The organism is Paraburkholderia graminis (assembly GCF_003330785.1).
In the GTDB taxonomy this organism is placed as follows: Bacteria; Pseudomonadota; Gammaproteobacteria; order Burkholderiales; family Burkholderiaceae; genus Paraburkholderia; species Paraburkholderia graminis.
On record NZ_CP024935.1, the window covers coordinates 2,171,109 to 2,197,936 of the forward strand.

The 26,828-nt window shown below is 62.7% G+C and carries 24 protein-coding genes and 1 pseudogene; 12 read left to right on the plus strand and 13 right to left on the minus strand.

Annotated elements, in window-relative coordinates; translation table 11 throughout:
• Positions 1–33: 33 nt before the first annotated feature.
• The 6 genes from CUJ91_RS27820 to CUJ91_RS27850 form a co-directional block, all read right to left on the minus strand.
• On the minus strand, positions 34–243 hold the full coding sequence (locus CUJ91_RS27820; RefSeq protein ID WP_006049515.1) for a hypothetical protein: 210 nt from the start codon (positions 241–243) through the stop codon (positions 34–36).
• A gap of 414 nt (positions 244–657) precedes the next feature.
• Positions 658–1,290, minus strand: coding sequence for a response regulator (locus tag CUJ91_RS27830; protein ID WP_029966706.1), 633 nt, complete (start codon positions 1,288–1,290; stop codon positions 658–660).
• Entirely contained in the window at positions 1,287–2,918 is a 1,632-nt protein-coding gene (locus tag CUJ91_RS27835) for a hybrid sensor histidine kinase/response regulator (protein ID WP_006049518.1), read from the minus strand. The genes CUJ91_RS27830 and CUJ91_RS27835 overlap by 4 nt, the downstream gene beginning before the upstream one ends.
• Complete coding sequence (locus tag CUJ91_RS27840) at positions 2,915–5,077, minus strand: hybrid sensor histidine kinase/response regulator (RefSeq protein WP_114157658.1); 2,163 nt, start codon at positions 5,075–5,077, stop codon at positions 2,915–2,917. Before CUJ91_RS27840 ends, CUJ91_RS27835 begins: the two co-directional genes overlap by 4 nt.
• Before the next feature lie 151 nt (positions 5,078–5,228).
• Positions 5,229–5,549: a hypothetical protein gene (locus tag CUJ91_RS27845; protein WP_114157659.1), complete on the minus strand. Its 321-nt coding sequence runs from the start codon at positions 5,547–5,549 to the stop codon at positions 5,229–5,231.
• Positions 5,550–5,695: 146 nt separating this feature from the next.
• Positions 5,696–6,589 (minus strand): hypothetical protein, encoded by an 894-nt coding sequence (locus tag CUJ91_RS27850; protein WP_114157660.1) that lies wholly within the window; start codon positions 6,587–6,589, stop codon positions 5,696–5,698.
• A gap of 232 nt (positions 6,590–6,821) precedes the next feature.
• On the opposite strand from CUJ91_RS27850, the gene CUJ91_RS27855 reads away from it, so the two are divergent.
• Complete coding sequence (locus tag CUJ91_RS27855; RefSeq protein ID WP_114157661.1) at positions 6,822–8,168, plus strand: class I SAM-dependent methyltransferase; 1,347 nt, start codon at positions 6,822–6,824, stop codon at positions 8,166–8,168.
• Between the two features lie 4 nt (positions 8,169–8,172).
• Here the strand turns inward: CUJ91_RS27855 and CUJ91_RS27860 are convergent, their stop codons facing one another.
• Positions 8,173–8,703 (minus strand): universal stress protein, encoded by a 531-nt coding sequence (locus tag CUJ91_RS27860; protein WP_006049523.1) that lies wholly within the window; start codon positions 8,701–8,703, stop codon positions 8,173–8,175.
• Positions 8,704–8,905: 202 nt separating this feature from the next.
• Between CUJ91_RS27860 and CUJ91_RS27865 the strand changes: the two genes are divergently transcribed.
• On the plus strand, positions 8,906–9,091 hold the full coding sequence (locus CUJ91_RS27865; protein ID WP_114157662.1) for a hypothetical protein: 186 nt from the start codon (positions 8,906–8,908) through the stop codon (positions 9,089–9,091).
• A 49-nt stretch (positions 9,092–9,140) separates the two neighbouring features.
• Here CUJ91_RS27865 and CUJ91_RS27870 read toward each other — a convergent pair whose 3' ends face one another.
• The gene (locus CUJ91_RS27870; RefSeq protein ID WP_006049525.1) at positions 9,141–9,458 is read right to left on the minus strand and encodes a DUF1840 domain-containing protein; all 318 of its coding nucleotides are present in this window, start codon (positions 9,456–9,458) and stop codon (positions 9,141–9,143) included.
• Between the two features lie 300 nt (positions 9,459–9,758).
• Here CUJ91_RS27870 and CUJ91_RS27875 point away from each other — a divergent pair, with 300 nt between their 5' ends.
• From CUJ91_RS27875 to CUJ91_RS27885, 3 genes are all read left to right on the plus strand, one after another.
• Positions 9,759–10,925: an HPP family protein gene (locus tag CUJ91_RS27875; RefSeq protein WP_029966713.1), complete on the plus strand. Its 1,167-nt coding sequence runs from the start codon at positions 9,759–9,761 to the stop codon at positions 10,923–10,925.
• A gap of 93 nt (positions 10,926–11,018) precedes the next feature.
• Complete coding sequence (locus tag CUJ91_RS27880; protein WP_029966714.1) at positions 11,019–11,435, plus strand: MarR family winged helix-turn-helix transcriptional regulator; 417 nt, start codon at positions 11,019–11,021, stop codon at positions 11,433–11,435.
• 2 nt (positions 11,436–11,437) lie between these two features.
• Positions 11,438–13,237, plus strand: a complete 1,800-nt coding sequence (locus CUJ91_RS27885; RefSeq protein WP_114157663.1) for a chloride channel protein — start codon at positions 11,438–11,440, stop codon at positions 13,235–13,237.
• 29 nt (positions 13,238–13,266) lie between these two features.
• Here CUJ91_RS27885 and CUJ91_RS27890 read toward each other — a convergent pair whose 3' ends face one another.
• The gene (locus CUJ91_RS27890) at positions 13,267–13,812 is read right to left on the minus strand and encodes a DUF488 domain-containing protein (RefSeq protein WP_029966717.1); all 546 of its coding nucleotides are present in this window, start codon (positions 13,810–13,812) and stop codon (positions 13,267–13,269) included.
• Between the two features lie 196 nt (positions 13,813–14,008).
• On the opposite strand from CUJ91_RS27890, the gene CUJ91_RS27895 reads away from it, so the two are divergent.
• Entirely contained in the window at positions 14,009–15,100 is a 1,092-nt protein-coding gene (locus CUJ91_RS27895; protein ID WP_114157665.1) for a zinc-binding metallopeptidase family protein, read from the plus strand.
• Between the two features lie 237 nt (positions 15,101–15,337).
• Positions 15,338–17,185, plus strand: a complete 1,848-nt coding sequence (locus CUJ91_RS27900) for an adhesin (RefSeq protein ID WP_114158087.1) — start codon at positions 15,338–15,340, stop codon at positions 17,183–17,185.
• Positions 17,186–17,262: 77 nt separating this feature from the next.
• Here CUJ91_RS27900 and CUJ91_RS27905 read toward each other — a convergent pair.
• Together CUJ91_RS27905 and CUJ91_RS27910 are read right to left on the minus strand one after the other, a co-directional pair.
• Positions 17,263–17,592, minus strand: a pseudogene (locus CUJ91_RS27905) (DUF3443 family protein); the annotation flags it as partial.
• Between the two features lie 172 nt (positions 17,593–17,764).
• On the minus strand, positions 17,765–18,196 hold the full coding sequence (locus CUJ91_RS27910) for a phasin family protein (RefSeq protein WP_006049533.1): 432 nt from the start codon (positions 18,194–18,196) through the stop codon (positions 17,765–17,767).
• Positions 18,197–18,570: 374 nt separating this feature from the next.
• Here CUJ91_RS27910 and CUJ91_RS27915 point away from each other — a divergent pair, with 374 nt between their 5' ends.
• On the plus strand, positions 18,571–19,026 hold the full coding sequence (locus tag CUJ91_RS27915) for a hypothetical protein (protein WP_114157666.1): 456 nt from the start codon (positions 18,571–18,573) through the stop codon (positions 19,024–19,026).
• A 256-nt stretch (positions 19,027–19,282) separates the two neighbouring features.
• On the opposite strand, the gene CUJ91_RS27920 is transcribed toward CUJ91_RS27915, so the two are convergent.
• Both CUJ91_RS27920 and CUJ91_RS27925 read right to left on the minus strand, forming a co-directional pair.
• Positions 19,283–19,675, minus strand: coding sequence for a response regulator (locus tag CUJ91_RS27920; RefSeq protein WP_006049535.1), 393 nt, complete (start codon positions 19,673–19,675; stop codon positions 19,283–19,285).
• A gap of 132 nt (positions 19,676–19,807) precedes the next feature.
• A complete protein-coding gene (locus CUJ91_RS27925) occupies positions 19,808–20,800 on the minus strand; it encodes a LacI family DNA-binding transcriptional regulator (RefSeq protein WP_029966727.1) in 993 nt (330 codons plus the stop codon).
• 227 nt (positions 20,801–21,027) lie between these two features.
• Here CUJ91_RS27925 and ptsP point away from each other — a divergent pair, with 227 nt between their 5' ends.
• The 4 genes from ptsP (at position 21,028) to CUJ91_RS27945 (ending at position 26,798) form a co-directional block, all read left to right on the plus strand.
• Complete coding sequence (ptsP, locus tag CUJ91_RS27930) at positions 21,028–23,535, plus strand: phosphoenolpyruvate--protein phosphotransferase (RefSeq protein ID WP_114157667.1); 2,508 nt, start codon at positions 21,028–21,030, stop codon at positions 23,533–23,535.
• A complete protein-coding gene (locus CUJ91_RS27935; RefSeq protein WP_114157668.1) occupies positions 23,532–24,587 on the plus strand; it encodes a 1-phosphofructokinase family hexose kinase in 1,056 nt (351 codons plus the stop codon). The genes ptsP and CUJ91_RS27935 overlap by 4 nt, the downstream gene beginning before the upstream one ends.
• A 13-nt stretch (positions 24,588–24,600) precedes the next feature.
• Positions 24,601–26,430, plus strand: a complete 1,830-nt coding sequence (locus CUJ91_RS27940; protein WP_114157669.1) for a PTS fructose-like transporter subunit IIB — start codon at positions 24,601–24,603, stop codon at positions 26,428–26,430.
• A gap of 77 nt (positions 26,431–26,507) precedes the next feature.
• Entirely contained in the window at positions 26,508–26,798 is a 291-nt protein-coding gene (locus tag CUJ91_RS27945; RefSeq protein WP_114157670.1) for a DNA-binding protein, read from the plus strand.
• The last annotated feature ends 30 nt before the right edge of the window (positions 26,799–26,828 follow it).

Genomic DNA, 26,828 nt, shown 5'->3' on the forward strand with positions numbered 1-26,828 from the left:
ACTGCTGCGGGAGAGAAATGTTTAAAGCGCGAATCAGTGAGATTTGGAAAAGAACACGACAGCGCCTTCTTGCGGCGTAAGGCCGAGGCTGAAATAACCTTCGAGCCGCTCAGCATCGGCGTCGTTCAGTTCGAAGGGCGCGCGAATGAAACCGGACACCACTGCATGGTCGTACCACACACTCATCCACATGCGCAGCGCCAGTACTTCCGGCGACACCAAACCCCATTCCTGTCGGGTCATGATCCTGCCTCCGTTGCGCAAACTGCCGTTTAGGCGGCCATCATGGCGATCCTCATGGCCGGCCGCTCGTCAGGCGGAAAGACGTGCCAAAGGCCGTCGCCGTGTCGAAAGAAAAACAGCGTGAGTGCGCCGGCCTCGCGTTGCGCCTCGACGCAGACGCAGCGCTTCATCCCACGACGCGGGGACGGTTGCAACTGCACGCGTGCCGATGCGGCACCTGTTGCGTCGAGCCACTTCTCGATAAGGTCACGCAATGATCGCTCTGACGCTGCCATTAGGTCCTCCGCCGGTTCCCATCATGCATCGTAAGTCGGCGGTGGCAACGCCTCCATCGGCGGCGGCGGAATGTCGGTTCAGGAATGCCTGTTTTTGGGCTCAGGTTTTCCTGACGCGTCAAAATTGCGCGTTCGTGACCTATTCGGCGACGAGTCCGTGTCTGATCGCATAGCGAATCAGATCGGCGTTATTGGCGAGGCCGAGCTTCTGCATGAGCCGCATCTTGTGCGTGCTGATCGTCTTCGCGCTGAGCGCGAACGCGTCGGCGATGTCATTCAGGCTCTTGCCGAGCGCGAGCATCTGCAGAACCTGAAACTCGCGATCGGAAAGAATTTCGTGCGGTGGCGCATCGCCCGAATAGGTTTCGAACACGATCCCCTCAACCAGCTTCGGATCGATAAAGCGCCCGCCTTCGGCGAGCTTGCGAATCCCCGCGAGCAACACGTCGGGGTTGCTGTCTTTCGTCACATAACCGGTTGCGCCCGCGCGCAGCGCGCGAGAGACGACTTGTGCCTCGTTATGGATGCTCAACACGAGTATCGGCAGCGATGGACGCTCGGCACGCACGCGCCGGATCAGATCGACACCGCTAATGCCGGGCATCGTCATGTCGAGCAGCAGCAGATCGACCTGACAGGTGCGCAGTTTTTCGATTACTTCGGAGCCTTGAGCCGCTTCGCCGGCCACCACGATGTCGGGCGTCGTTTCGATTATTTGCTTGAGACCTCCGCGCACCAAAGGGTGATCGTCGGCAATCAAAAGGTTGATCATGTCTGAAGCCCATCCTGAAGCGGTATATGAATCGAAACCGAAGTGCCGGTGCCCGGCGCGCTGTCGATCAGCAACGATCCGCCAATCAGACGCGCCCGCTCGCTCATGCCGAGCAGTCCGTATGAATAATCGCGGCGCACCGCCTCCTGATCGAAACCGCAGCCGTCGTCGCTCACATGCAGGTCCAACGCGGCCTGCGTACTCGTGAGCGTGACGTCCGCGCGCGTCGCGCTGGCATGCCGCGCGACGTTGGTCAGCGAAGCCTGCACGATACGGAACATGGCGGTTGCGTGCGCATCGGACAGTATGGGCTCGTTGCCGTTCAGGCGGAACTGGCAGGCGAGTCCGCTGCGCCGCCCGAAATCGTCGACGAGCCATTCGAGCGCCGACACGATACCGTAATTGAGCGCGGCCGGCCGCAAATGACTCGCGACGTTGCGCACCATCCAGATGGTTCTCTCAACGAGTTCACGCATATCGTCGGCTCTTCTCGCCACTTCCTGATCGCCGGGAAGACGCATCTTGAGCAGCGACACATCCATTTTTAGCGCAGTGAGAAGCTGGCCCAATTCGTCGTGAATTTCCATCGCGATGCGCTTTCTCTCTTCCTCGCGAATCGCTTCCATATAGGCGGAAAGTTCTCGCAATTGCTCGCGCGACTCGACCAGTTCCTGTTCGATGCGTTTGCGTTCCGTGATGTCGTTAAGGCCGACGAAGATCGCCGGCGCATCGTCGTAAGTCGCGACGCGCGCGGTGGCGATCGCCCAGAACATCGTGCCGTCCGGCCGCCTGAACTTGACCTCGGTATTGCGAAAGTTTCCTTCATGACGCAGTTGATCGACCAGCCGGTCGCGGTCGTCAGTGTCCGCATAAAGCTCGCCGATATTCGTGATGTGCGTGGTCACGTAGTCGACGCCGAATAGTTCGCGCAACGGTTTGTTGGTATAGAGAATGCGCCCTTCCGGCATCGACGTAATACAAAGCGGCACCGGACTCGTCTCGACAATTGTGCGAAAACGGAACTCGCTTGCAACGAGCCGCGCTTCGGCGCGTCTGCGCTCCTCGATCTGCGCTTGCAGCGTTGCATTCGCCCGCGCGAGTTCGTCGGTGCGCTGAGCGACGCTTTCTTCGAGACCGTCGCGCACGCGCGACAATGCACTTTCCGCCCGCTGGCGCACGAATACTTCTTCCTGCAATTGACGGTTCTGCGCAATCAGCTTCTGGTGCATGCCTCTTAACGCAAGATGCGTGCTGATGCGCGCCATCATCTCATCGACGTGAACGGGTTTTGTGAGGTAATCGACGCCGCCCGCGGAGAAGCCTTCGACCATGTCATCGCTGCCCGTTAGCGACGTCATGAAGATCACGGCGATATTGCGCGTGCGCTCGTCGGATTTGAGGCGCCGGCAGGTTTCGAAACCGTCGATGCCCGGCATTCTCACGTCGAGCAGAATCAGATCGGGCTGCGAGAATTGCGCCCGCTGAATCGCCTCCGGACCGTCGAGCGCGACCAGTACCTTGAAGCCGCGCGCGACCAAGCTTTCGACGACGACCGCGAGATTCGCGGGGTTGTCGTCGGCGATCAGAACAGTGGGCGAAGCGTCGCCAGGAAGAGTCATCTCGCTCATCTTACCGCCTGACGTTCGAGTTGCTCTTCGACGAGATGCAGCAGCGTCTTCGACTGATAGCCCTTCGCAAGAGAAAGAATCCGCGCGGTGAACGCGTGGTAATGCGGGGCATGTCTGCCGACGCGCTCGGCCCACAGCGCGATTTCCTGCATATCGCCGCGGCGCGCGAGCAAATGCAATTGCTGGAGTTCTTTTTCGGGCACGGGGACAAGCGGTGCAGTCGGTGCATCGAGCACGACCGCAGGATCGTTGGCTTGCGTGTAAGTCCATTCGAGGTCGAGCAAACGCGCGAGTTGCGCGAGCAGTTTGTCGAAGTCGATCGGCTTCGAAAGAAACGCATTCGCGCCGGCCGCGAGGCTGCGTTGTTCGCCCACGCCGGAAGGACTCGCCGATGTCGCGATGACCGGCACATTCGCGAAGCCTTGAATCTGCCGCAATCGGCGGGTCGCTTCGAGTCCGTCCATATCCGCCATCACGACGTCGGTGACGATCAGCGCGGGACGTTCGCTCAAGATCCTCGCAAGTCCTTGCCGGCCGCCTGTCGCCTCGACGATCTGGAAGCCGAGCCGGCCGAGATACTCGACCATGACCGCGCGGTTCATCGCGACGTCGTCGATCACGACCACCTTGCGGCGCGGCCCTTTGTAACCCGTCGCCATGCGCGCGTCCGTGCGGGCAGGCGCCGCGAGCGGCGCGACGACTGCCGCCGCGTCGAGTTCGAACCAGAACAAACTGCCGCGGCCAGGCTGGCTTTGCACATGAATCTCGCTGCCCATTGCGCGAAGCAACTGCTGACTGATCGTGAGGCCGAGCCCCGTGCCGCTCGCGCCGCGCTCCGTATGCATGATCTGTTCGAAAGGCTCAAAGATAGTCTGGAGCTGATCGGCATCCATGCCGATGCCCGTATCGCGCACTTCAAAGCAGACCTTGCCCGCCGCGCTCATTTCGATCAACAGGCTCACGCTGCCCTGATCCGTGTAATTGAATGCGTTGACCAGCAGATTCAGCAGCACCTGACGCAAGCGCCGTTCGTCCGCGCGCACGGCATCGGGCACATCGGGCGCAACGCGCCAGATAAACTCGACATGCTTCTGCGCAATCTTCACTTCAATGATCTCGCGAATTGCGTCGAGTGTGCCGGCGAGCGGCACATCGTTCATCTCGATGCGCAAACGGCCCGCTTCGACCCGCGCGAAATCAAGCGCGTCGCCAATCAGTGCGAGCAGATGTTCGCCGCTGCGTTGAATCACGCCGACGCCTTCGCGATGGTGCTCGCTCAGGCTTGCGTCGCGCCGCAAGATCTGCGCGTAGCCGAGAATGGCGTTTAACGGCGTGCGTAATTCGTGACTCATGTTGGCGAGGAACTCCCCTTTCGCGCGATTCGCCGCCTCGGCCGAGCGACGCGCTTCGCGCTCGGCGGCGGCCTCGCGCTCGTCGAGATAGGCGTGGTGCAGGCGCGCGCCCATCGAATTGAAGGCCGTCACCACGCGTTCCAGTTCGTCGGGCTCACGGGGCGCGCGCCGATTCAGTTTCAACGGCTGCGCGGGCTCGCGAAAATCGTAGTCCTCGACAGTATGCGCGAGTACCGCGAGATGACGCGTCACGAGCCGCGTGAGTACGTAGAAGATGAAAAGAGAAACGAGGAAGGTATTGGCGGCCTGAGTAACGAGAATGAGCAGCGCCGTGTGCGTGAGATCGTCGTAGAGATCGTTCAACGTCGCCTGCACATACAGCGTGCCGATGCGTTGCTCCTTGCCGAGCACGCGATAGACGAGCGGGTACTCGCGCGTGATTGCGGGTCCGCCTGCGGCCTTGCCGGCGGACACGAGCAGCGGCGCCGTGCCGCTTCCGGACTGACGCACCTGAGCCGTGCTGACGTCCGCGAGACGCACAATGCCGCCCAGTTCAAGCCGCAATTGCGCATCGTCTAACCGCCACAGCGCCTCTCCGAGACTATCGCGGTAGCTTTTATCGATATCCGCGAGACGGTTCTCGATCAGCGCAACACCGGCGCTGTAATCGCGTTCGATCTGCAGCGCGGTCAACAACAAGGTGAGCACGCAACTAAACAGAATCACGACTGCGAGAAGCCGGAGCACGACACTGTGCCGCAACCGCCTGAGCGGATACCGCCACTGTCCCATGAGGTCGACAGCCATATTGCCCCCGCAAGCATGGTGATGTCAGTTCGTGTTGCGCGCTCGTGCAGCGACTGCGGTTTTACGGCACCCGCCTTAAACAAGCGGTTATTACGTTATGACGCCATGCGAGAGCGTTGCCGGATTACGTGCCCAGCGTGCTGTATTCGACTCACGACGACAGGCGGATTCCGGTTGCCCCTGCCGGCTCGTGCACTGCGCGAAGCAGGAGATCGTCCACGCAATCGGCCAGTTCGCGAAGCATTGCCGCGACGTCGTCATCCAGTTCCGTATGATGAGACTTGCGCAATTCCCGCAGTGTTTCGCCTACTCGCCTGATCGCCTTCGGTCCGCTGTCGACCAGCGGCCAGCAATGCAGCAGATACCCCAGCGGCGTGATGCAGCGTCGTTCGCACCAGATATCGAATAGCCGGAAGCAGATCGAATTGATATGCTCCACCTCGTTTTCGCGCTGCGACAGATACGGAATCATTTCTGCTCATCCGGTTAGGCCATTTTGACCCGCTCATCATAGAACGAAGCGCATCGCACGGCAGTCAGTCAGCGCGGAGAATGCGCCAGGGGTATCCCGATTCGCGGGTAAGGAAATCCTGACCCCGCTCGCACATTGTCATTGCCCTAGCGGTTGCGCGCCACAATTGGCCACTGCATCCAGTACTCTTCCGGAATCTTTCGGTCTGCTGCGGAAAGATAGCGATTCTCCAGTTCAATCACTGTCCGCTCGCGCAAATCGGCCTGCGCCAACGCACCCTGAATGTACGGATGCGCATTGAACAGCCGCATATACGAGCCGTTTTTATAAGCCGCGATGAAGCCGCGCTCGATTGTCGATGCCAAAGCCGGATTCCGGCGAGCGACATAAAAGAGAAAGTCGGACCGGTACTTCAATAGCAAACGTTTTTCCACCGTCAATTCAGGGTCGATCCGATTGTGCGCTTCAATTTCGGGAAACGCCTCGATGAGTCCCCTGGGGTAATAATCTATTCGCCCGGCGCGCGTCATCGCGAAGAGTGTGTCGGTGCTCGACGTTTCGACCTTCAAACCGGCGTCGAGCAGAATGTCGGTGTCGACCCAGCCGAGCCCCTGGCCGGCCGTCAACTGCCGCAGATCGGCGAGGTTTTGAACGCGGTCGAATTGGGCTTGCCGGTCTTTTCTTATGACGAAGAGGCGATAGCCGATCAAGCCGCGATTCACCGGAATAGGAACCACGTTCAGGCCGCTTTCGGCGCGCCTGTCCATACTCGTCCAAAGAAGATTGATCGAATTGCCGTCGGCCAATTCGGCTAACGCGCGGCGGCGCTCCATCGCGACATCGGCCTGACGAATCGAGTAGGTGACGTTGGCCGTCTTCATGGCCAGATCCAATACCGCGAGTGCGAATGCCGCGTGCACCTCGCCGCCAGTGCGGATTCGCGGATACACGATCTCGAAGTCGGCTGTCGACATGGTGGGCGGGCGGCCGAGCATGCCGGCCGTGCCTAACGCTGCGAGTACAAAGTCCCTGCGCTGCATGATGTGTCGACGTCTGATGAAATGCGCGGGGCGTCCGCATCGACGCCCTGCATGTAAGCATCCTGTCACTGCAATGAAAGCTTTGCAATGAGGGGAAAGGCGGGCTAATAGCGAATGCGCTGGTTGCTATGTCAACGTTTTTCGATTGCTTATGCAGCGTTGCTTGGCTCGTTTGTCGCGGCACGAATGATGCTCCCCAGAAACACGAAAGTTCTCACGAGGAGTCGACGCCATGACGCTCTGGAGCCTTTTGCGTTCGCCCGCAGAACAGCAGATAGCCGGCATGCCGGTGCCCTGCGCCGTCGCGCTGCCCGACGGCCATCGTATCGGCGCGCGAGAGGCGCGTCTGTCGTTTGAGATTCGCGACATGCGGGCGCTGCTGCACCTGCGGCAGGGCGCGATCGGGCGGCTCGCGGAAGACTATGTGGAAGGCCGGCTGGAAATCGAAGGCGACATGCACGACCTGATGGCCGCGGCGCCGGCTTTGCTGCGCGGCGACCCTACGCACGAATCGCATGGATGGCTGGTCGATCGCGTGAGCCGCACGCGACGCGCCGTGTGGGAGCGCACGCATCATAGCCGTGCAAAAGACGCCGCGCAGATTCAGCACCATTACGACATCTCCGATGACTTTTACGCGCTGTGGCTCGATCCGCTGCGCGTGTATTCGTGCGCCTACTTTTCTTCACCGGATATGTCGCTTGCCGACGCACAGAAGGCAAAGCTCGATCACATCTGCAAGAAACTGATGCTGCGCTCCGGCGAACGTTTTCTCGACGTGGGCGCGGGCTGGGGCGCGCTGTTGCTGTGGGCCGCGGAACACTACGGTGTTGCCGCTACCGGCATTACGCTGTCGAAGAACCAGCATGCGTACGTCAACCGGCTCATCGAGGAAAAAGGACTGCAAGGGCGCGTCACGATGCTGCTGCAGGACTATCGCGACGTCGACGAATCCGCGCCCTTTGACAAGATCGCTTCGGTCGGCATGTGCGAACACGTCGGCCGCCCTAACCTGCCTTTGTACTTTGCCAAGATGCGGCGACTGCTTCGACCCGGCGGTCTGATGATGAATCACAGCATTACCGCCGGCGGCGTGGAAAACGGAGAAGTCGGCGGAGGCATGGGCGATTTCATCGACCGATATATTTTCCCCGGCGGCCAGCTCGTACACGTGAGCGTCATCATGGATGCGATGACGCGCGGCAACCTCGAAGCGGTCGACGCGGAATGCCTGCGCCCGCATTACGCGCGCACGCTCTGGCATTGGGCCGATGCGCTCGACGCACATATCGACGAAGCGCGCCGCATTCTCGGCGAGGACGCGGAAAAGATTATTCGCGCGTACCGGCTTTATCTCGCCGGGTCGGCAATGGGATTCGAGCGCGGCTGGACGTCGCTGTTTCAGATCGTTGCATCGCGTCCAGCAGAGCCGGCGACAATACACGACGAATCGGCCGGCCGCCTGCCGTGGACCCGCAGCGACTATCCATTCAATCGCGCGTACATCTATGCCCGCAACGCCGCGATCGATCAGGTGAATGAACTGGAGCACGCGAACGGCGGCGGGCAGATCGATTGAGGTGTCACGAATGCTCGACGGGAGACGTCGTTTCGCCGGGACTCGCGGCACCGCGCGATTCCGCGGCTGATTCCGCGGCCGATTCCGCGGCCGATTCGGTTTCCGGCCCCATCGTGACGAGCACGCTGCAACTCACCCTGTCGAGCAACAGGCCATCGGTTCTGCCGCCCCACCACCGTGCGAGCCGGCCGGCCCGATGATGTCCCACGACAATCAGATCGACGTTCAGTTCTTTGGCGAAGTAAGGAATCTGATCGAGCGGATCGCCGATCGCAAAGTGCCCGGTCGCGTGAATGCCCTTGGCGGCCAGCTTTTTCAAGCCTTCGTCGAGCACGCTTTTGACCGAATCGTTAATCATATCCACCGGTATCGCCGACGTAATATCCGCGCCTTGCACCCACGCGGAATTGTCGATGACAGAGAGCACATGCACTTGCGCCGCGAGTTCTTGCGCGAGACGGGCACCGTCCGCAAGCGCGTGCTGCCCTTCGCGGGTCCCGTCATAACAGAGAAGAATGCGGTTGAAGGCCGACATGTCGTTCCTCCTCTAAGAAAAACGAACCTGCGCAATTCAGTATATGCCGCTTTGCGGCATAAGCGAGGTAGACCGCAACGCTGCTGTACACGGCCTTCAACTACTCATCGCCTGATACATCATAATATGACATATAATAAAGGCGAGCGTGATCTGCGCAACATGTTGTCGATGCCGGTCGCGCTTTCCGTGGGAGGATCAAATGATCATTGGCAACGATTTCGAAATCGGCTTTCTGCTGGTCGCCTTTGCGCTGCTCGGCATCATTCTGATCGGCGCGTTGCTCGACACGCTGCACCTGCAGAGCCTGCATCCCCGGCTCATAGGCGCGACGGTCGGAGCGCTAGTCGGCTTCGCGCTGATCGAAGCCGTGCCGCTATTCACCTAGCCGATAAACGCGGCCGCAACATCTGAAGAACGCGTCGGCACGGCGGGGGTTACAGCCCCCAGATAATGTCCGCGCCGCGTTTGCGCGCCTCGCGCAACATATCCAGAAATGGCCATGCACGTTGCGAAAGCCCATTGCTCGGCTCACGCCGATTGCCAGGCGAGCGATGCAACGCCTCGAGCGCGACTTCCGCGCTGGCGTCTTCGGTAATGGCCGATTCCAGGCGGTTAATCGCGGCGGGCAATTCGTCGTGCATGATCACGCCCCGCTCGTTCAGACGCTTACCGATCAGCCCCAATAGATATTGGGCGAGGTCGCGAAGCATCACCACATCAGGTGACGCACTGGATTGAAAAGTGATCAGCATGATGGCTCCTTTTGCATACGCACGCAGCGCGGTTGAGTGCCGTTACGCACCCATCCCATTTATATCACAACGTGATTTAAATGACAGGTGAAATCGCGCCGCTAGCGCGGCTGGCGAATGGAGCCCAACGCCGTACTGATACGCTGCCCTGCTGAATCGGAACCGGTCATCGTCCGTCGGCGTGCGGGCCGTTTATATCATATTGAAATATAATCATGACCAGACGGTATTCGCGTTGCCCGGGGTTTCCCTGGTATCGTCGCACTCCAGCACAATCCACTCACTCGCCTTTTTCGCACCTTGTCCCGCTCTCTCGTCCTGCGCTGGCTGTCCAGCTTCGTCCCCGTACCAGTCACAGTGCAATGGCAGGAGCGCGCGCGTTCCTGTCTGGGCGCGCTGATCGGCATCGCGTTCACCGGCGGCTCGATGTACCTGCTGTTCGGACCCGGCGCGAACATTCCGCTGCTGGTTGCGCCGATGGGCGCTTCGGCCGTGCTGCTATTCGCGGTGCCGGCAAGTCCGCTGGCGCAGCCGTGGTCGATCATCGGCGGAAATCTGGTTTCGGCGACGATCGGCGTGACCTGCGCTAACGTGATTGCCGACCCGACACTCGCGGCCGCGCTGGCAGTCGCGCTGGCGATATGCGGCATGTTCGCGCTTCGCTGCGTGCATCCGCCCTCGGGCGCGGTCGCTTTGACCGCCGTGCTCGGCGGGCCGGCAATTCATGCGCTCGGCTACCGCTTCGTGCTCGAGCCGATCGCCGTGCAATCCGCCGCGTTGCTGGCCGCCGCCATCGCCTATCACGCCGCGACGGGCCACCGCTATCCGCATTCGGTGCGCGCGGCACGCGGCGCGCCGGGCAGTGCGGCCGACGCGTCGTCGCGCGCCGGCTTCACGCGCGCCGACCTCGAAGCGGTGCTCAGGCGGCGCAGCGAAATGCTCGACATCGATCCGGACGACCTCGAATCGCTGTTGCGCGAAACGCAGCTTCAGGCCTTCTCGCGCAGCTTTAACGAGTTGACCTGCGAGAACATCATGTCGCGCCACGTCGTGTCGGTATCGGCGGCGACGCGCGCGGTCGCCGCCTGGGCGCTGCTCAAGCGCAACAAGGTCAAAGCGCTGCCCGTGATCGACGCGGACCACACGCTGGTCGGCATCGTGACGCGTGCCGACCTCGTCGATAAAAGAATCTTTGGCCAGTTCGTGCCGTTCGTCGCCTATTTCGACGGCTGGCTGCGCGGCGATGCACTGCGTGCGCCGACCGTGGGCAGCGTGATGACGACCGACGTGTGCACCGTTAAAGTGAATGCGCCGATAACGGACCTCGTGCCGATGTTCGCGGACTACGGGCACCACCATATTCCTGTACTCGATGCCGCCGGACATGTAGTCGGCATGATTACGCAAGTCGATCTGATTTCCGGTCTTTATCGTCAGACCGTGGTGAAGGCGCAGCAGGCCGCGTAAGCACTGCGCCAAGCTATCCGCAGACGAATGGCACCGGTCGATTACATCATTTTGTGATATAATTTTTGTCTTCTTCAAGCAGGCAGACGAACAATGAAAGAACGGGCTCGCGGGCTGCGCAAAGCCGACTTTGAGCAACTGTCGGAGTTCCGCTATCAGATGCGGCGCTTCGAGCGGTTCTCGGAACAGGCCGCGCAGAGCGAAGGGATTACGCCGCTGCAGTATCTGTTGCTGCTGCACATCAAGGGCTATCCGGAGCGCGACTGGGCAACGGTCGGCGAACTGGCCGAGCGGCTTCAGGCGCAGCATCACGGCGTCGTCGCGCTGGTGTCGCGTTGCGAGGCGCTCGAGCTCGTGCGCCGCCAGACTAGCGAGACCGATCGCCGCCAGGTTGAAGTGCACATTGAAAAAGCCGGCGAGCGGGTGCTTGCGAGACTCGCGGAACTGCACCGCGCCGAGCTGAAATCGCTGAAAGGCGCGTTCCAGGTTCCCCAGATCGACCTCGACTAACTATGACCACGGACTCCCACAAGCGCGACTTCTCCGCGAACGCACGGCTGCCGGGCATCTTCGCGCTCGCTGCGTGCATCGGCGCGGTCAGTACGCTGGCAGCATTCGTGCTGCTCAATCTGATTCATCTGTTCACGAACCTGTTCTTCTTCGGCACGCTGTCATTCGCCGAACATTCGCCGGCGCATAACAGCCTGGGCGTTTGGGTCATTGGCGTGCCGGTAGTCGGTGGACTGATTGTCGGATTGATGGCGCGCTTCGGCTCCGAAAAAATCCGCGGTCATGGCATTCCCGAGGCAATCGAAGCCATTCTCTTCGGCAAGAGCCGGATGTCGCCGAAAGTGGCGGTGCTCAAGCCGCTGTCGTCGGGCATCGTGATCGGCAGCGGCGGTCCGTTTGGCGCCGAGGGGCCGATCATCATGACGGGCGGCGCGCTCGGTTCGCTGATCGCGCAATGCTTCAAGGTGACGGCGGCGGAACGCAAGACGCTGCTCGTCGCAGGCGCCGCCGCGGGCATGACCGCCGTGTTCGGCACGCCGCTGGCGGCCGTGCTGCTGGCGGTCGAATTGCTGCTGTTCGAATGGCGCCCGCGCAGTTTCCTGCCGGTCGCAGTGGCGTGCGCGGTGGCCGGTTTTGCTCGCGCGGCGTTCTTTGGCACGGGTCCGCTCTTCCCGCTCGAAACAGCGGCGCCCGATGGCTGGTCGCTATTTTCCTGCCTGATTGCAGGGCTTTTGTCCGGTGCGCTGGCGTCGGCACTGTCCGCCTCGCTCTACAAGACCGAAGATCTTTTCGGCAAACTGCCGATTCACTGGATGTGGTGGCCCGCGCTCGGCGGCATCGTCGTCGGTATCGGCGGATGGCTCGAACCGCGCGCGCTCGGTGTGGGCTATGACGTGATCGGCGATCTGCTGCATCAGCATATCGCGTTGCAGATCGCAATCGTGCTGCTCGCGGTGAAGGCGGTCATGTGGGTGGTCGCGCTCGGTTCGGGCACGTCGGGCGGCGTGCTCGCCCCGCTGCTGATGCTCGGCGCGGGGCTCGGCACCGTCCTCTCGCACTGGCTGCCGGGCAATGAGCCTGCGTTGTGGCCGCTCGTGTGCATGGCCGCGACGCTCGGCGCCACGCTCGGTGCGCCGCTCACCGCAATCGTGTTCGCTTTCGGCCTCACCCACGACAGCAACGCGCTGCTGCCGCTGCTGACCGCAACTCTCGTCGCGCATGGCTTCGCCACCGTGACCATGCGCCGCTCGATCATGACGGAAAAAATCGCGCGGCGCGGCTATCACATCTACCGTGAGTACGGCGTCGATCCGCTCGAGCGCCATCACGTGGATGAAGTGATGACCGCCTCGGTCGACTCGATCGATGCCGGCATGACAGTCGGCGCGGCGCTCGACACCTTCTTCGGCGCGAAGCAGACTCGCCGCGCGTATCCTGTCGTGCGTGAAGGTGCGGTAATCGGCGTGGCCGATCGCGCATTGCTCGAACAGTTCCGCGATGAGAGCCCCGATCTGCGGACTGCCATGAACGTGGAGAGTGTCTTCGAGCGGCGCTCGCCGGTGTTCGCGTTGCCGACCGAAACGTGTCGACTTGTTGCGACGAGACTTGCTGTGCACAGCCTCGAACGGCTGCCCGTCGTGGCGGATTCGAAGTCCATGCGTCTTGTTGGCATCGTCTCGCGCAGCGATCTCGTCAAGCCGTCGCTCACTTACTTCGAAGAAGAACACAAGAAAGAGCGGTTCCGTCGTCTGACGCCGACGCGCGCAAAGCGCCGCTTCGCTCCGATCGGCAAGGCCGGCTAAGCGCAACCGGCTAGCGCAACGATTCCGCTTCAATGCGAAGCGGAATCCGCACGATAGATCAGCAGGCCGTCAGGCTGCGCCTGCGCAGCCGGCGTGATGGTTGCGGTGTCAACGTGCTGCGCGCTCAAGATGTGGCACACCGGTTCGCCGTGCATCAGCAGGTAATCGGTAATGATGCGCCGGTGGCAACGCCACCAGACTGCTTCGGAGCACATGATCGCGCAACGTCGGCGATGCCCCAGTTCCCGCAGTTCCGCCAGTCCCTTCTGAAAAGCGTCCGTCATTGCGTAATCGGCGTAGTTACGAAACGCGGGATGCGTCCAGTAGTCGTTCACAGACGGACCTTCGTCCTTGCGGCGGCCGCGCCGCCCACCCAGTTCCTCCAGATGCACGTAGTCGATATGAGCCGGCGCCAGCGACTCCGGCAACGTATCGCGGTTAAACTGCGGGTTCGTTCGCGAACGCGGAATGCTGCGCACGTCGACTAATACTTCGACGTCCGAATTTTCCAGCAGACCGATGAACTCGGAAAGCGTGCGCGTGGAATGCCCGATCGTGAAAAACGGCCGCGTCATGATCACCTCGTGACTTCGCAGTATGCAAAGGATTATATTGCCAGCAAGGCGTTGGCCGATTACCTGACTCGCTGCACATTCAGCACGCATCAGCCATGCCCGAAACTGGCGACGTCAGCGAAACGCGGCACGGACATTGCGCAAAGCCCAGGCTTCTTACTGGCACTTTCAGGCCACTCACCGCTCGAGCTTCGTCATGAAAACGTTCCACTGCAACCGCTGCTCGCAACGAGTGTTCTTCGAAAACGTCCGCTGTGAACGCTGCGAGGCACTGCTCGGCTACCTGCCGCAACTGCGTGCAATCAGCGCGTTTGAAGATGCAGGCGAAGCGCGCTGGCGCAGCCTGCATCCCCAAGCGGACGGTGCGCTTTACAAGCAATGCCACAACTACGCGGTGGAAAACGTCTGCAACTGGATGATTCCGGCCGATTCGCCGGACACGCTGTGCCGCGCCTGCCAACTGACCCGCACCATTCCGAATCTCAGCACGCCGGATAACCGGCTCTACTGGTATCGTCTGGAAGTGGCGAAACGGCGGCTGCTTTACACGCTTGCCGAACTCGGTCTCGACGTCAAATCGCGCCGGCAAGATCCGCAACAAGGTCTCGCGTTCGAATTTCTCGAAGACAGTGGCGACGGTTCGCGTGTGATGACAGGCCACGACAACGGGCTTATCACGCTCAACATCGCCGAGGCCGACGACGCGCATCGCGAGAAAGTCCGCACTGCAATGGGCGAACCGTATCGCACGCTGCTCGGCCACTTCCGCCACGAAACCGGGCACTACTATTTCAGCCGGCTGATAGCGAACAATCCGCGCTGGCTCCCAGCGTTCCGCGAGCTTTTCGGCGACGAGCGCGCGAATTACGGTGACGCACTCGACAACTACTATCGTGTCGGCGCGCCGGCCGACTGGCAGGCGTCGTACATCAGTGCGTATGCAACGATGCATCCCTGGGAAGATTGGGCGGAGACATGGGCGCATTATCTGATGATCGTCGACGTGCTCGACACGTCGACCGCGTATGGCATCGCGCTGCTTTCCGACGATCCGCGCGAGCCCACGCTGACCGACCGCACGCCCGTTGAAAACGCGAGCTTCGATACGCTCATGAAGCGCTGGTTTCCGCTCACCTACGCCTTGAACGGCCTGAATCGCAGCCTCGGCATGCCGGACGGCTATCCATTCGCGTTGGCCGCGCCCGTCGTGGACAAACTGCGCTTCGTGCATCGCGTGATCGCGGAAGCGGGGGACAAATCGCCGGCTTCGCCGCCAGCACAGCACTAGCAGCGCCGGAGTCCGCGCTCACAGCCGCGCCGGCCTGCAGGAGTCGTCTAGGAGTTCCGTCTCAAAAATAAGACTGCTCCTAGATACCTGCCCGCTCAAATCTCTGAAAATCGTATTTAGCCGACGAGACATGCGTCGCAGTCTGATCCAGGCTGCCCGCATTTCCGCCGCTCGCGTTTTCCATTGATTACGACGGCCGCGCAGAACACCGCAAGCCGCTCACTACTGACCACGGCCATGAGCACACAATTTTCCCTCGATCGTTTCGAATCCCAGGTCCAGGCCGGCGACTACGACGCCGCGCATGAAGAGTTCGCCGCACTGCTGGACACCCTGCGGCAAAATCGCGGCGGGCTCGGTATCGAGCGCTTTGCGAAAAACCGTCCGAATCCCGCCGACGACGAAGCCGCGCGGCAAACGCTGCAGCGCATCGCGGACGCCTTCACTGCGCTGCTCTCGGCACCGGAATACGCGCTTGACGCCGACAGGATCAACGTCATGTTCTGCGGCCGTTCCTGGATCGATATGATTTTCGCGGTGAGCTCGTACGGTTCGACGGATCACATCGTCGAGAAACTGCTCGAGACGTCGCGTGACAGCGACGACGCCACGGCTCGCGACGTATTGACCCGCAAGCAACTCGTGCTCTACACGTCCGGCTCGAAGTACGACATCGATTTCGAGGAACTTCACAAGTGCGACCCCGTGCTTGCGACGAGTCTCGCCATTTCAATCGTCAGTGCTGCGGTACATATCTCGCCCGCCGCGCACGACAAGCGCGAACGTCTGCTCGAATGGCTTCCGGGAAAGGTCGACTTGGTGGAAGACCTGGACGATCTGCCGGCCAACGCGGTTTTCGGCTCGTATATGCACTGCAGCTATTCCACTTCGCCGAAGCGGCATGAGCTCAAGCGCAGCATCAGTCGTCTGGTACGCAAAAAGCTGGAGACCCTCGAGTTGTTGGGACCTGAATCCAGCGTTACCCATAGGCCAGTTAAAGGACGTAAGCCAATCATGCTTGTCGTGCTCGAATGGTTTTCCGGCGGCCATTCTATTTACCGGACGCATTCGCGCACCATGCTCGCGGCACGCGAACATTTCGAAGTCGTCGCGTTCGGCGAAGATCAGCACGTGGACGAAACCGGGCGCGCGGTTTTCGACCGTTTCATCGAGTTCGAGCATCCGGAGTTTATCGGCGACTGCATTCGGCAGATTCAGGAATTCGCCGAGCGGGAACGACCCGACGTGCTGTATATGCCGAGCGTCGGCATGTTCGCGCACACGATCTTTCTATCGAACCTGCGCGTTGCGCCGTTGCAGATTGCCGGACTCGGCCATCCCGCGACCATGCATTCCGCGCACATCGACTATGTGAGTGTCGAAGACGATTTTGTGGGCGACCCGGCGTGCTTCAGCGAGAAGTTGCTTCGTCTTCCGAAGGATGGACAGCCGTATGTGCCTTCAAAACTGCTGACGCCCATCACGGCATCCGTTCCCGAACGTCGCGACGTCGTGCATATCGGCGTGACAGCAAGCGCCATGAAAATCAACCCGGACTTTCTCGAGACATGTAGAGCGATCGTGCAGACAGCGCGTGTGCCGGTGCACTTCCACTTCATGACCGCCTGGAGCGAGAGCATCGATCTCGCCTACGTCAGGAAATCTATTCACGCAACGCTGCCCGAATCCGACGTGGACGTGTACGGCTCCCTCTCCTATCCGAACTATCTGAAAGTACTGAACGGCCTGGACATGTTCGTGAGCCCCTTCCCGTTCGGCAACACCAACGGTATCGTCGATTCATTCACGATGGGTCTGCCGGGCGTCAATCTTTGCGGGCCGGAAGTTTTCGAACATATCGACCGCGGACTTTTCGAGCGCGCGGGTCTGCCAGACTGGCTCACGACCTACTCCAAAGACGAATACGTGAAAGCCGCGGCACGTCTCGCAGAACAACACGACGAACGGGAAGCGCTGCGCCGGCGGCTGATCGAAGATAAAGCCGTCGAGCGGATCTTTAAGGGCCGCCCGCAGGCATTCGGCAAATCCGTACTCAAGCTGCTACACGAGTTGGACAAGCAATAAAGAACAGCAGGTCAAACGAGAGCCACACCGGCCTATAACCCGGTGTGGCTTTTTTATTGGCGGGCTCTCGCAACGGTTCAATACGCGACGTAAGGCCCGACGCCGCTCGGTGTGGCCTGCTGCTCGATGGCGGCGTACACGTTGCGTCCATAGAAGAACGGCAAGCCCCAATCGAAAATCGACGATGTCACGAAAGCGGGCCCTGCCAGCAGCGGCAATGCGGAGTCGCCGGCATAGGTTTGCGCAACGGCATCTGCATTGGCCACGCTGAAATTCACCGCGCTCGTCGCGCCGTTCGCGCCTTCGATCATCGCGCTCAACTGCTGTGTCGAAGACGGGCAGTAATACGCGTTGTTCCGACTCGCGCGAACCGGCAACACGCTGCTTCCGAAAAAGAGCCCCGTGGCGCGCAGCGAAGCGAGCGATGTAAGCGCGCGCTGAAATTTCCGCCGCTTTAAACGAGCAACGACGAGCGCGGCACATGAAAAAGCCGCGAAAGGTTCGCCGGATTTCGACGACCTTCCGCGGCCTGGCTTGCGAACGGCATCAGCCGTCCGCGAGCGGCAGACTACTGGGCAATTACGTCTTCTGCTGTTGCTGCTGCAAAAGCGAGCGCAATTCCTGCACGTTTTCTTCGACGCGTTTTGCGATCACCGCATACGACTCCGCTTGCGTCTGATACGCCGCCTGCGCGAGTTGCTGCATATCCGCGAGCGACTTGTGCAGGCTTTGCTGGATCAGCTCCGCGGTTTTTGGCGAAGGCGTGCTGCCGCTTGCCGATAGTTGCGTCGTCAGCGATTGCAACTCGGCCAGCGTCGTGCGCAACATCTCCGCCTGTTTCTGCGCGAGCGACTGCATGCCTTGAAACGCAGTCTGATTCGCCTGAACCAGTGCTTCGACGTCCTTGCGCCGTGCTTCCATGATGGCGGGCACGTCGAAGCCGGGCAGCTTGAACTGCTCGAGCATTTTGGTGAAATCGCCAAACGGATTGGCGGTATCAGGTCGGTCCATGCGAAATCCTCCTTTACGGTTGAACGATCGCCGGCGGCGCTGCGCCGCATGATTCACGCGACGCAAACACAGACACACACGCAGGCGCTCCCGGTGCGCCGCGCCCCTGCGGCCGCGCTGCGCGGTTGCGGGGTCGGACGGCACATTGCGTCCATCATGCGCCATCCGACGTCATTGCGCCAGCGCATGCGCCGTTCCACGCGCCGTGCGAAGTTCTTCGCGGCGCGTCTCCATCCGCATGAACACGCGCATCGGCAGCAAGAGTTCGTAAGTGTGCGGACACGCGTTCGTAACCCGCGGCGACGGTGTCTCGTCTATCTTTTCGATGAACCGGCGCACTGTCGCGCCGGCATTTGTCGAATGGGAGCGACGTGATGAAAAAACAGATATTGGGCGCGGCGCTGGCCGCCGCGATAAACCTCGCCGCAGTCGCGGCAACAACCGCATCGGCAGAAGAAAACGCGCCGCCGCCCGCGCACGCGCAAGGCGATGCGCCGCATGGACCTCATGCCGCGATGGAGCCCGCCGGTCCAATCGGCCCGATGGGTCCCGGCTTCGCAGTCGTCAACGATCTCGAACAGTTGCGCCGTCTCTATGCGCTGAGCGGACGACCGGGCGACATCGTCGCGGTCTATCACGACGTGCTGAACAAAACGCAGGACCCGATGCTGCGCCACTACGTGTACGACTCGCTCGCGCGCGAGCAGTTGAAGCCCGCCAATCCCGAGCAGGCAATCGCCACGTTGCGCATGAGCCTGTCGGAAGACCTCGCGGCAATCAACAAGATGCCGCGCCCGCCATTCGACCGCGCGCCGCAAAGCAAGCCCTAGCAAACACGCATCGGCAACTGGAAGCGCTACCGCAAACACGCTCGCGCCGACGTTCTTCGCGCAGCGTTGGTTCTCCCACATTGCTGTTCACTGGCCGCTTTTTCGTCTTCCCTCTGTTGATTAGGATAAGGACTGTTTAAACGTCAGTGCGGGTGAAGCATGCGCTATCCAGTCGATGTGGCCGTCGCCGCCGGGTTGCTGGTGTTCGTGCTGTGCTGCATCGTCACGCTCGCCTTGCACTGATCCGATCGCGTGTTCAGTTTCTCTCGCGCCACAGCGTGCGCATCAAGGCGAGCAGCACGTTAGGCGCGGTGCCCTTCTGACAATAGCCGTCGAAATTGTGTCGGCCGCGGCCGGTCTCCCGCACGTGTTCCTCATCGAGCGAAGTGAACGCAACAATGCCGAGGCTCGGCGTGGGCAGATAGCTGCGCAGCGCGCTTGCTGTTTCGTAGCCGTCGCGCCCCGGCATCATGATGTCGAGCACGACCACGTCGGGCACCCAGTCTTTCACGCACGCGAGCGCCTCGTCACAGCCGTTCGCCGAGCGCGCTTCCACACCTTCATACGATAGATACGTCGCAAGCGCTTCGGCCGCATCCTCGTTGTCGTCGACCACGAGGACACGCGGCACCTCGTGTAATACCCGCACCTGGCGGGCGCTCCACCTTTGACAGGTACTCGTTGTTGCTGACATGTATGGCGACCTGCGAGAGAAAAACCATCGCGATCCAGCAAGTGGCATACCAAATGGCCGTGAACGTGGCCGGTGAAGCGCGAAGCGCTAGCGCGCCGCGGTGGACCCGCGAACCACGAGATCGCCAGGCAGCACGAGCGAACGTGTGGACATGGAAGGATCGGCGAGACGCTGGGTAAGCAATTGCATGGCGATCTTGCCGATCTCATACACCGGCTGCGCGACGACGGTAATGCCCGGCGTGACGAGGTCGGTCCACGCGTCGTTGTCGAAACCGGCGAGCGCGATGTCCGTTCCAGGCGTCGCGCCGCGCGCGCGCATCTCGCGATACGCGCCGAGCAGCAACAGGCCGTTGCTCGCGACAATCGCATCGGGCCGCGTATCCGCGTCGCGCGCGAGCCACGCGCCGACATGCTCGAGCGCGCTCGCCGGGTTCGGTTCGACGAATTCCGCCAGCACCGGCAAACCGTGTCGGCCAAGCGCGTGCGCAAAACCATCGTGACGCTCGCGGCCCGTCGTGCTCGCGTTGCCGAATAGCCCGGCGATGCGCCGGTAGCCGCGCTCCACCAGATGCTCGACGAGGCGCGCCGCCGCGTCGCGGTTATCGAGCACGACGGCATCCGCGCTGCCCGCCGGCCCGGCGCGGTCGATCATCACCACGGGAAAGTCATAGGCCTGCGCCTTGAAACGCTGCGCCGCGTCGTGCGTCGGCGAATAGATGCAACCCGTGACGCGCTCCTCTTCCATCAGCCGCAGATACATGGCCTCTTTCTCGGCGTTTTCGTCCGTGTTGCAGAGGATCACGCGCAAGCCCTGCTGATAGGCGGCGTCTTCGACGGCGCGGCTGACTTCGGTGAAGAACGGATTGCGCACGTCCGATACGATCAGGCCGATGGTCGCCGTATCGCCGGAACGCAGACGCCGCGCCGCCGCGTTCGGCCGATAACCCAATTGCTCGATCGCGCCCAGCACGCGCTGACGCACCGCATCGCGCACCGGCCCATTGTTCGACAGCACGCGCGAAACCGTCGTGACCGACACGCCGGCGGCTTCCGCAACATCCTTGATTCGTAGATTCATGAAAGTGGTATCGATTCCTCGAATCGCTCGGTATTTTCCCTGGATTGCCCGACGACCTCGGCATTTGCCCGCTGTCGCCGGACACAGGCTGCTCGGCTCTTTCGAGCCATTCTACCTGCGTTCATGCCATTTCAAGTGAACTATGCCGCTTGCGGGCAACGCTTGACGGACAAAGTGGTATCGATTCCAATAACACCCACTTCAACGATTCGATTTCAGGAGACGCGATGCCGTCGCTGCTTACCGCGGAGCTGGTTCGATTGAACGCACGGGCCAGTTCGAAACACGACGCGATCGTACAGGCGGGCGAACTGCTGGCCGCGGCCGGCTATATCGAGCCCGGCTACGTCGACAGTCTTCACGCTCGCGAAACAGTCTCGAATACGTATCTGGGCAGCGGCGTCGCCATTCCGCACGGCATGCAGGAAGACCGCCATCTGATCCGGCGCACCGGCGTCGCGGTGCTGCAATTGCCCGAAGGCGTCGAGTGGCATGACGGCGAGCGCGCCAACCTGGTCGTCGCGATTGCCGCTCAATCGGACGAACACATCGCGCTGCTGCAACGGCTCACGCGTCTGATCGGCGACGCGGACAAGCTGCGCGCGCTCATCGACGCGCGCGATCCTGGCCTGATCGTCGATGCGCTGAACGGCGCCTCAGCCGATCCGGTGACGAGCGTCGTCGACAGTACGCCCGCCGATTTCGCGCAGCGCGTGGAACTGGTGCTCGACTATCCGCACGGGCTGCACGCGCGGCCGGCAAGCGCATGGGTGGCCACGGCGAAGCGCTATCAGGCCGCCTTGCGCGTGCGCAACGGCAAGCTCGCCGCCGATCCGAAGAATCTCGTCAGCCTGTTGCAACTCGGCGCGACCGCGAACGCGCAACTGGTGCTGTCGGCGCAAGGCGTGGACGCCGCCGACGCGCTCACGGCCCTCAAGCGCACCATCGAGGCGCTGTCCGCCGAAGAGCACGAGCGCGCCGCCGCGGCGCGCGCGCGTCGGCACAAAGCGCAGCCGGTGTCGTGGGAACCGGCCGATCCGGCGACGGTGTTCGAAGGCGTCAGCGCCGGGCCGGGCTTCTCCATCGGCCCGATCCGCGTGATGCGCACCGCGCAGCTCGACATTCAGGACCAACCGCAAGAAACCGTCGAAGCGACGCATCGGCTCGACACAGCTTTGCGCCTTACCGCCGACGAACTCGACGCGCTCACACGCGACACGACCGCACGCCTCGGCGCGGAAGAAGGCGCGATCTTCGCGGCGCACCGCGAACTGCTCAACGACACCGACTTGCTCGCCGAAGCCGCACGCCTGCTGCTCGACGGACACGGCGTTGCGTGGTCGTGGCATCAGGCCGCCGAACGGCAGGCCGCGCGCCTCGCCGCATTGCCCGATCCGCTGCTCGCCTCGCGCGCGACCGATCTGCGCGACGTCGCGCGGCGCGTGCTCAAGCACCTCGGCGAAAACGTCGCGACAGACACGCGCTTCGACACGCCCGCCATCCTGATAGCCGAAGATCTCACGCCATCGGACACGGCGATGCTCGACCCCGCCGTCACGCTCGGCTTCTGCACAGTGTCGGGCGGCCCGACCTCGCACACCGCGATCCTCGCGCGCACGCTCGGCGTGCCGGCGGCGGTCGCGTGCGGCGCAGCGTTGATGAACATCCAGGACGGCAGCGCCGCCGTGCTCGACGGCACGAGCGGCCGTCTGTATGCCGGCGTGTCGGCGCGCGACCTCGAGCGAGCGCGTCAAACGCAAGCCGAACTCGCGGAGCAGGCTCGACGCGCCGCGGCAAATCGCGCGCTGCCCGCCGCGACGCTCGACGGCCACGTGCTCGAAATCGGCGCAAACATCACGCGTCCGGATCAGGTGCGCGACGCGATCGCGAACGGCGCGGACGGCGTCGGCCTGATGCGCACCGAGTTCCTCTTTCTCGAACGCCACGATGCGCCGAGCGAGGACGAACAGTACGACTGCTATAGGCGCATGGTCGAAGCGAGCGGCGGACGTCATCTGATCATTCGCACGCTCGACATCGGCGGCGACAAGCAGGTGCCGTATCTGAATCTGCCGCACGAATCGAATCCGTTTCTCGGCGTGCGCGGGCTGCGTCTGTGCCTGCGCCGTCCCGATCTGTTCGTGCCGCAGTTGCGCGCGCTCTATCGCGCGGCCAAAACAGGCCCGCTGTGGATCATGTTCCCGATGGTCTCCACGCTGGACGAAGCGCGTCAGGCGCTCGCGCTCGCCGAGACCGTGCGCGCCGAACTCGACGCGCCGAAGGTGCCGCTCGGCATCATGGTCGAGACGCCGTCGGCGGCCGCGTTTGCCGATCACTTCGCCGCGCTCGTCGACTTCTTTTCGATCGGCACGAACGACCTCACGCAATATGTGCTCGCCGTCGACCGCGAACATCCCGAACTCGCGCGCATGGCCGAAAGCCTGCATCCCGCCGTGCTGCGCATGATCAAACAGACCGTCGACGGCGCGCGGCGTCATCGCAAGTGGGTCGGTGTATGCGGCGGCCTCGCGGGCGATCCGCTCGGCGCGTCGATTCTCGCGGGCTTGGGCGTCGATGAACTGTCGATGAGCTCGCGCGACATTCCCGCCGTCAAGTCGCGGCTGCGCGCGTCGCGTCTCGACGCATTGCAGGCGCTCGCGCGCCGCGCGCTGGATTGCGAGGACGTCGACGCGGTTCGCGCGCTCGAAGCCACCGAGATCAAGGCGGCCGCATGAACACGGTCGTCACCGTCACGCCGAACCCGGCGCTCGATCAGACCGTGCGCGTCGCGAATCTCGCGCTCGGCGAGGTCAATCTCGCGGCATCGCTCGAATTCAACGCGGGCGGCAAGGGCGTGAATGTCGCGGGCTGTCTCGCCGACTACGGCATTGCGACGATCGTCACGGGCCTGCTCGGTCGCGACGACGCAACCGCGTTCGACGCGATGTTCGCCGACAAGCAGATCGTCGACCGCTTCGTGCGAATCGCGGGGCGTCCGCGCATCAACGTGAAGCTGGTCGATACCGCACGCGATCAAACCACCGACATCAATCTCGCGACCTCGCTGCCGAACGCGGCCGACGTCGACGCACTGGAACGGCGCGTGATCGAACTCGCCGCGCCGGGCCGCTGGTTCGTGCTGGCGGGCAGCTTGCCGCCGGGCGTGGACGTGTCGTTCTATCGGCGGCTCACGCGCGCATTGCATGCGGCGGGCGCGCAGGTCGCGCTCGACACGAGCGGCGCGCCGCTCGCCGACGCGCTCGCGGCGAACGAGCCCGGCGCGCTGCCGGATCTCGTCAAGCCGAATCGCGCGGAACTGGAAGCCGCGCTCGACCGTTCGCTCGCCGACGACGACGCGTTGATCGAGGCCGCGTGGGAGCTGGCCGAACGCGGCGTCAAGTACGTGGTGGTTTCGCTGGGCGAGCGCGGCGCGCTCGGCGTGACGCGCTTGCAATCTGAAGCGCATTCTTCGCAAGCGCACTCCCAAGCAGCCGCAAGTGCCGGAGCCTATGAAGGCTGGCGCGCGGCGCCGTTGCGCGTGCCGGTGGCAAGCACCGTCGGTGCCGGCGACGCGCTCGTCGCGGGGCTCGTCGCGAGTCTCGCGGAAAAGCGTCCGTGGCACGAGGTCGGCCGCCGCGCCACCGCGTTCGCCGCGGGCAAGCTCGCGCGCGTCGGTCCGCATCTGCCGGATCGCGCGACGCTCGACGCGCTCGCCGCGCAAGTCGAATTGCGCACCTTCAGCGTCGCCGCGAACCCGCTGCGCGTGACCCAACATCAAGCCGTGTAAGCCAGGAAGAGCAATGGACAAGCTGATTGGACTGGTATCGTCCCCGCAACAGAGCGCGTCGCCGATGGTCGCGGCGCAGGCCTTGAACCGCGCGGCGCAAAAACGCGGCGCTTCGCTCGCCGTCGAAACGCGCAGCGCGCTCGGCGTCCAGCATCCGTTGAATGCGGCGCAGATCGACGCGGCGCACGCGGTGCTGATCGCAGCGGACGCCGATGAGCGCATCGACGAAACGCCGTTTGCGGGCAAGACGATTCACCGCGTGTCGCTCGACGACGCGATCCGCGAAGCCGATGCGGTGCTCGCACGCGTCGCCGCGAACGCGGGCGCGAATGTGGCTTCGAATACGGCGCAAGGCGCAGGCAATGCACGCGCCGCGCAAGGTGCGCAAGCCTCGCCACGCGCGCTGAAAATCGTTGCGATCACATCGTGCCCGACCGGCATCGCGCACACCTTCATGGCCGCCGAAGGATTGGCGCAAGGCGCGAAATCGCTCGGTCACGCGATTCACGTCGAAACGCAGGGCTCGGTCGGCGCGCAAAACACGCTGAGCGACGAGCAGATCGCAGTTGCCGACCTCGTCGTGATCGCCGCCGATACGCAGGTCGACAAAAGCCGCTTTCGCGGCAAGCCCATCTACGAAACCGGCACGAAGGGCGCGATCGGCAAAGGCGCGGCGTTGATCGAACGAGCGATTGCCGAAGCGTCCGTCGATGGCAACGCGCCCGCTTCGCAAGCAAGCGCAAGCGCAAACGGTCAAGCGGCGGCGGGCGGCGCGCTCGCCGATCAGGTCGCCGCAGCGAAGAAGCAGCGCTCGGCGAAAGCGTCGGGACCGTACCGGCATCTGATGACCGGCGTGTCGTTCATGTTGCCGTTCGTGGTGGCGGGCGGCCTGCTGATCGCGATTTCGTTCGCGCTCGGCGGCATCTACGCATTCGACGACGCGCACAAAGGCACGCTGGCGTGGGCGCTGTTCCAGATCGGCGCAAAGTCCGCGTTTGCGCTGATGGTGCCGGTGCTGTCGGGCTACATCGCGTATTCGATTGCGGACCGTCCGGGCATCACGCCCGGCATGGTCGGCGGCATGCTTGCCGCCAGCCTCGGCGCGGGTTTTCTCGGCGGCATCATTTCGGGCTTTCTCGCGGGCTACACGGCGTTGCTGATCAGCCGCAAGCTCAAGCTGCATCGCAACCTGGAGGGTCTCAAGCCGGTGCTCATCATCCCGCTAGTCTCGACGCTCGTCGTCGGTCTGCTGATGATCTACGTGGTCGGCACGCCCGTCGCGACCGCGCTGCACGGCCTCGAAAACTGGCTTCGCTCGATGCAAACCGGCAGCGCCGTCACGCTCGGCCTGCTGCTCGGCGCGATGATGGCCTTCGACATGGGCGGCCCGGTCAACAAGGCCGCGTATGCGTTCAGCACCGGTTTGATCGCAAGCCAGGTCTACACGCCGATGGCGGCGGCGATGGCCGCGGGCATGACGCCGCCGCTCGGCATCGCGCTCGCGACGTGGATTTTCCGCAACCGCTTCGTCGCCGACGAGCGCGAAGCGGGCAACGCGGCCGCGGTGCTCGGCATGGCGTTCATCACCGAAGGCGCAATTCCGTTCGCCGCGCGCGATCCGATGCGGATCATTCCGGCGTGCGTGATCGGCTCGGCGATCACGGGCGCGATTTCGATGGCGTCGGCGGTCGATCTGAAAGTGCCGCACGGCGGCATCTTCGTGCTGCCGATTCCGAACGCGGTCACGCATCTCGGCATGTATGTGCTGGCGATCGCGGTGGGCACCGTCGTCACGGCGCTCGCGGTCGGTGTGCTTAAGCGGCCGGTTCAGGTGGCGGCGTGAGCGGCGTGAGCGCTGTGAACGTCGCGAGGGTCGATTCGCCTCGACGGCAAAGCGTGCGTGACACGGGACGGCACGATATGACGCAACGCCTCAGCGAAATTTATCGCGGCTTCGATCTGCTGATCGAAGCCCTTCCCGCCGACGACATGCAACGCATTCGCGTACAACGCACGATTACGCGAAAGCTCGGCGAGCGCATGCTTACCGTCGATACGCGTTGCGACACGACTGCGTATTCGACTGACACCTCGCATGAATTGCTGACCAACGCCCTGCGCGATGCGCGCGAAGCGGTCGACCGTCTGCTCGGCGGCTGGCATCCGGCCTATGCGCACGCGCAGTCCCTGCATAAGCCGTCGGCGCATTAGCCCGTATGCGAGTAGCGCACGGCTCGTCGC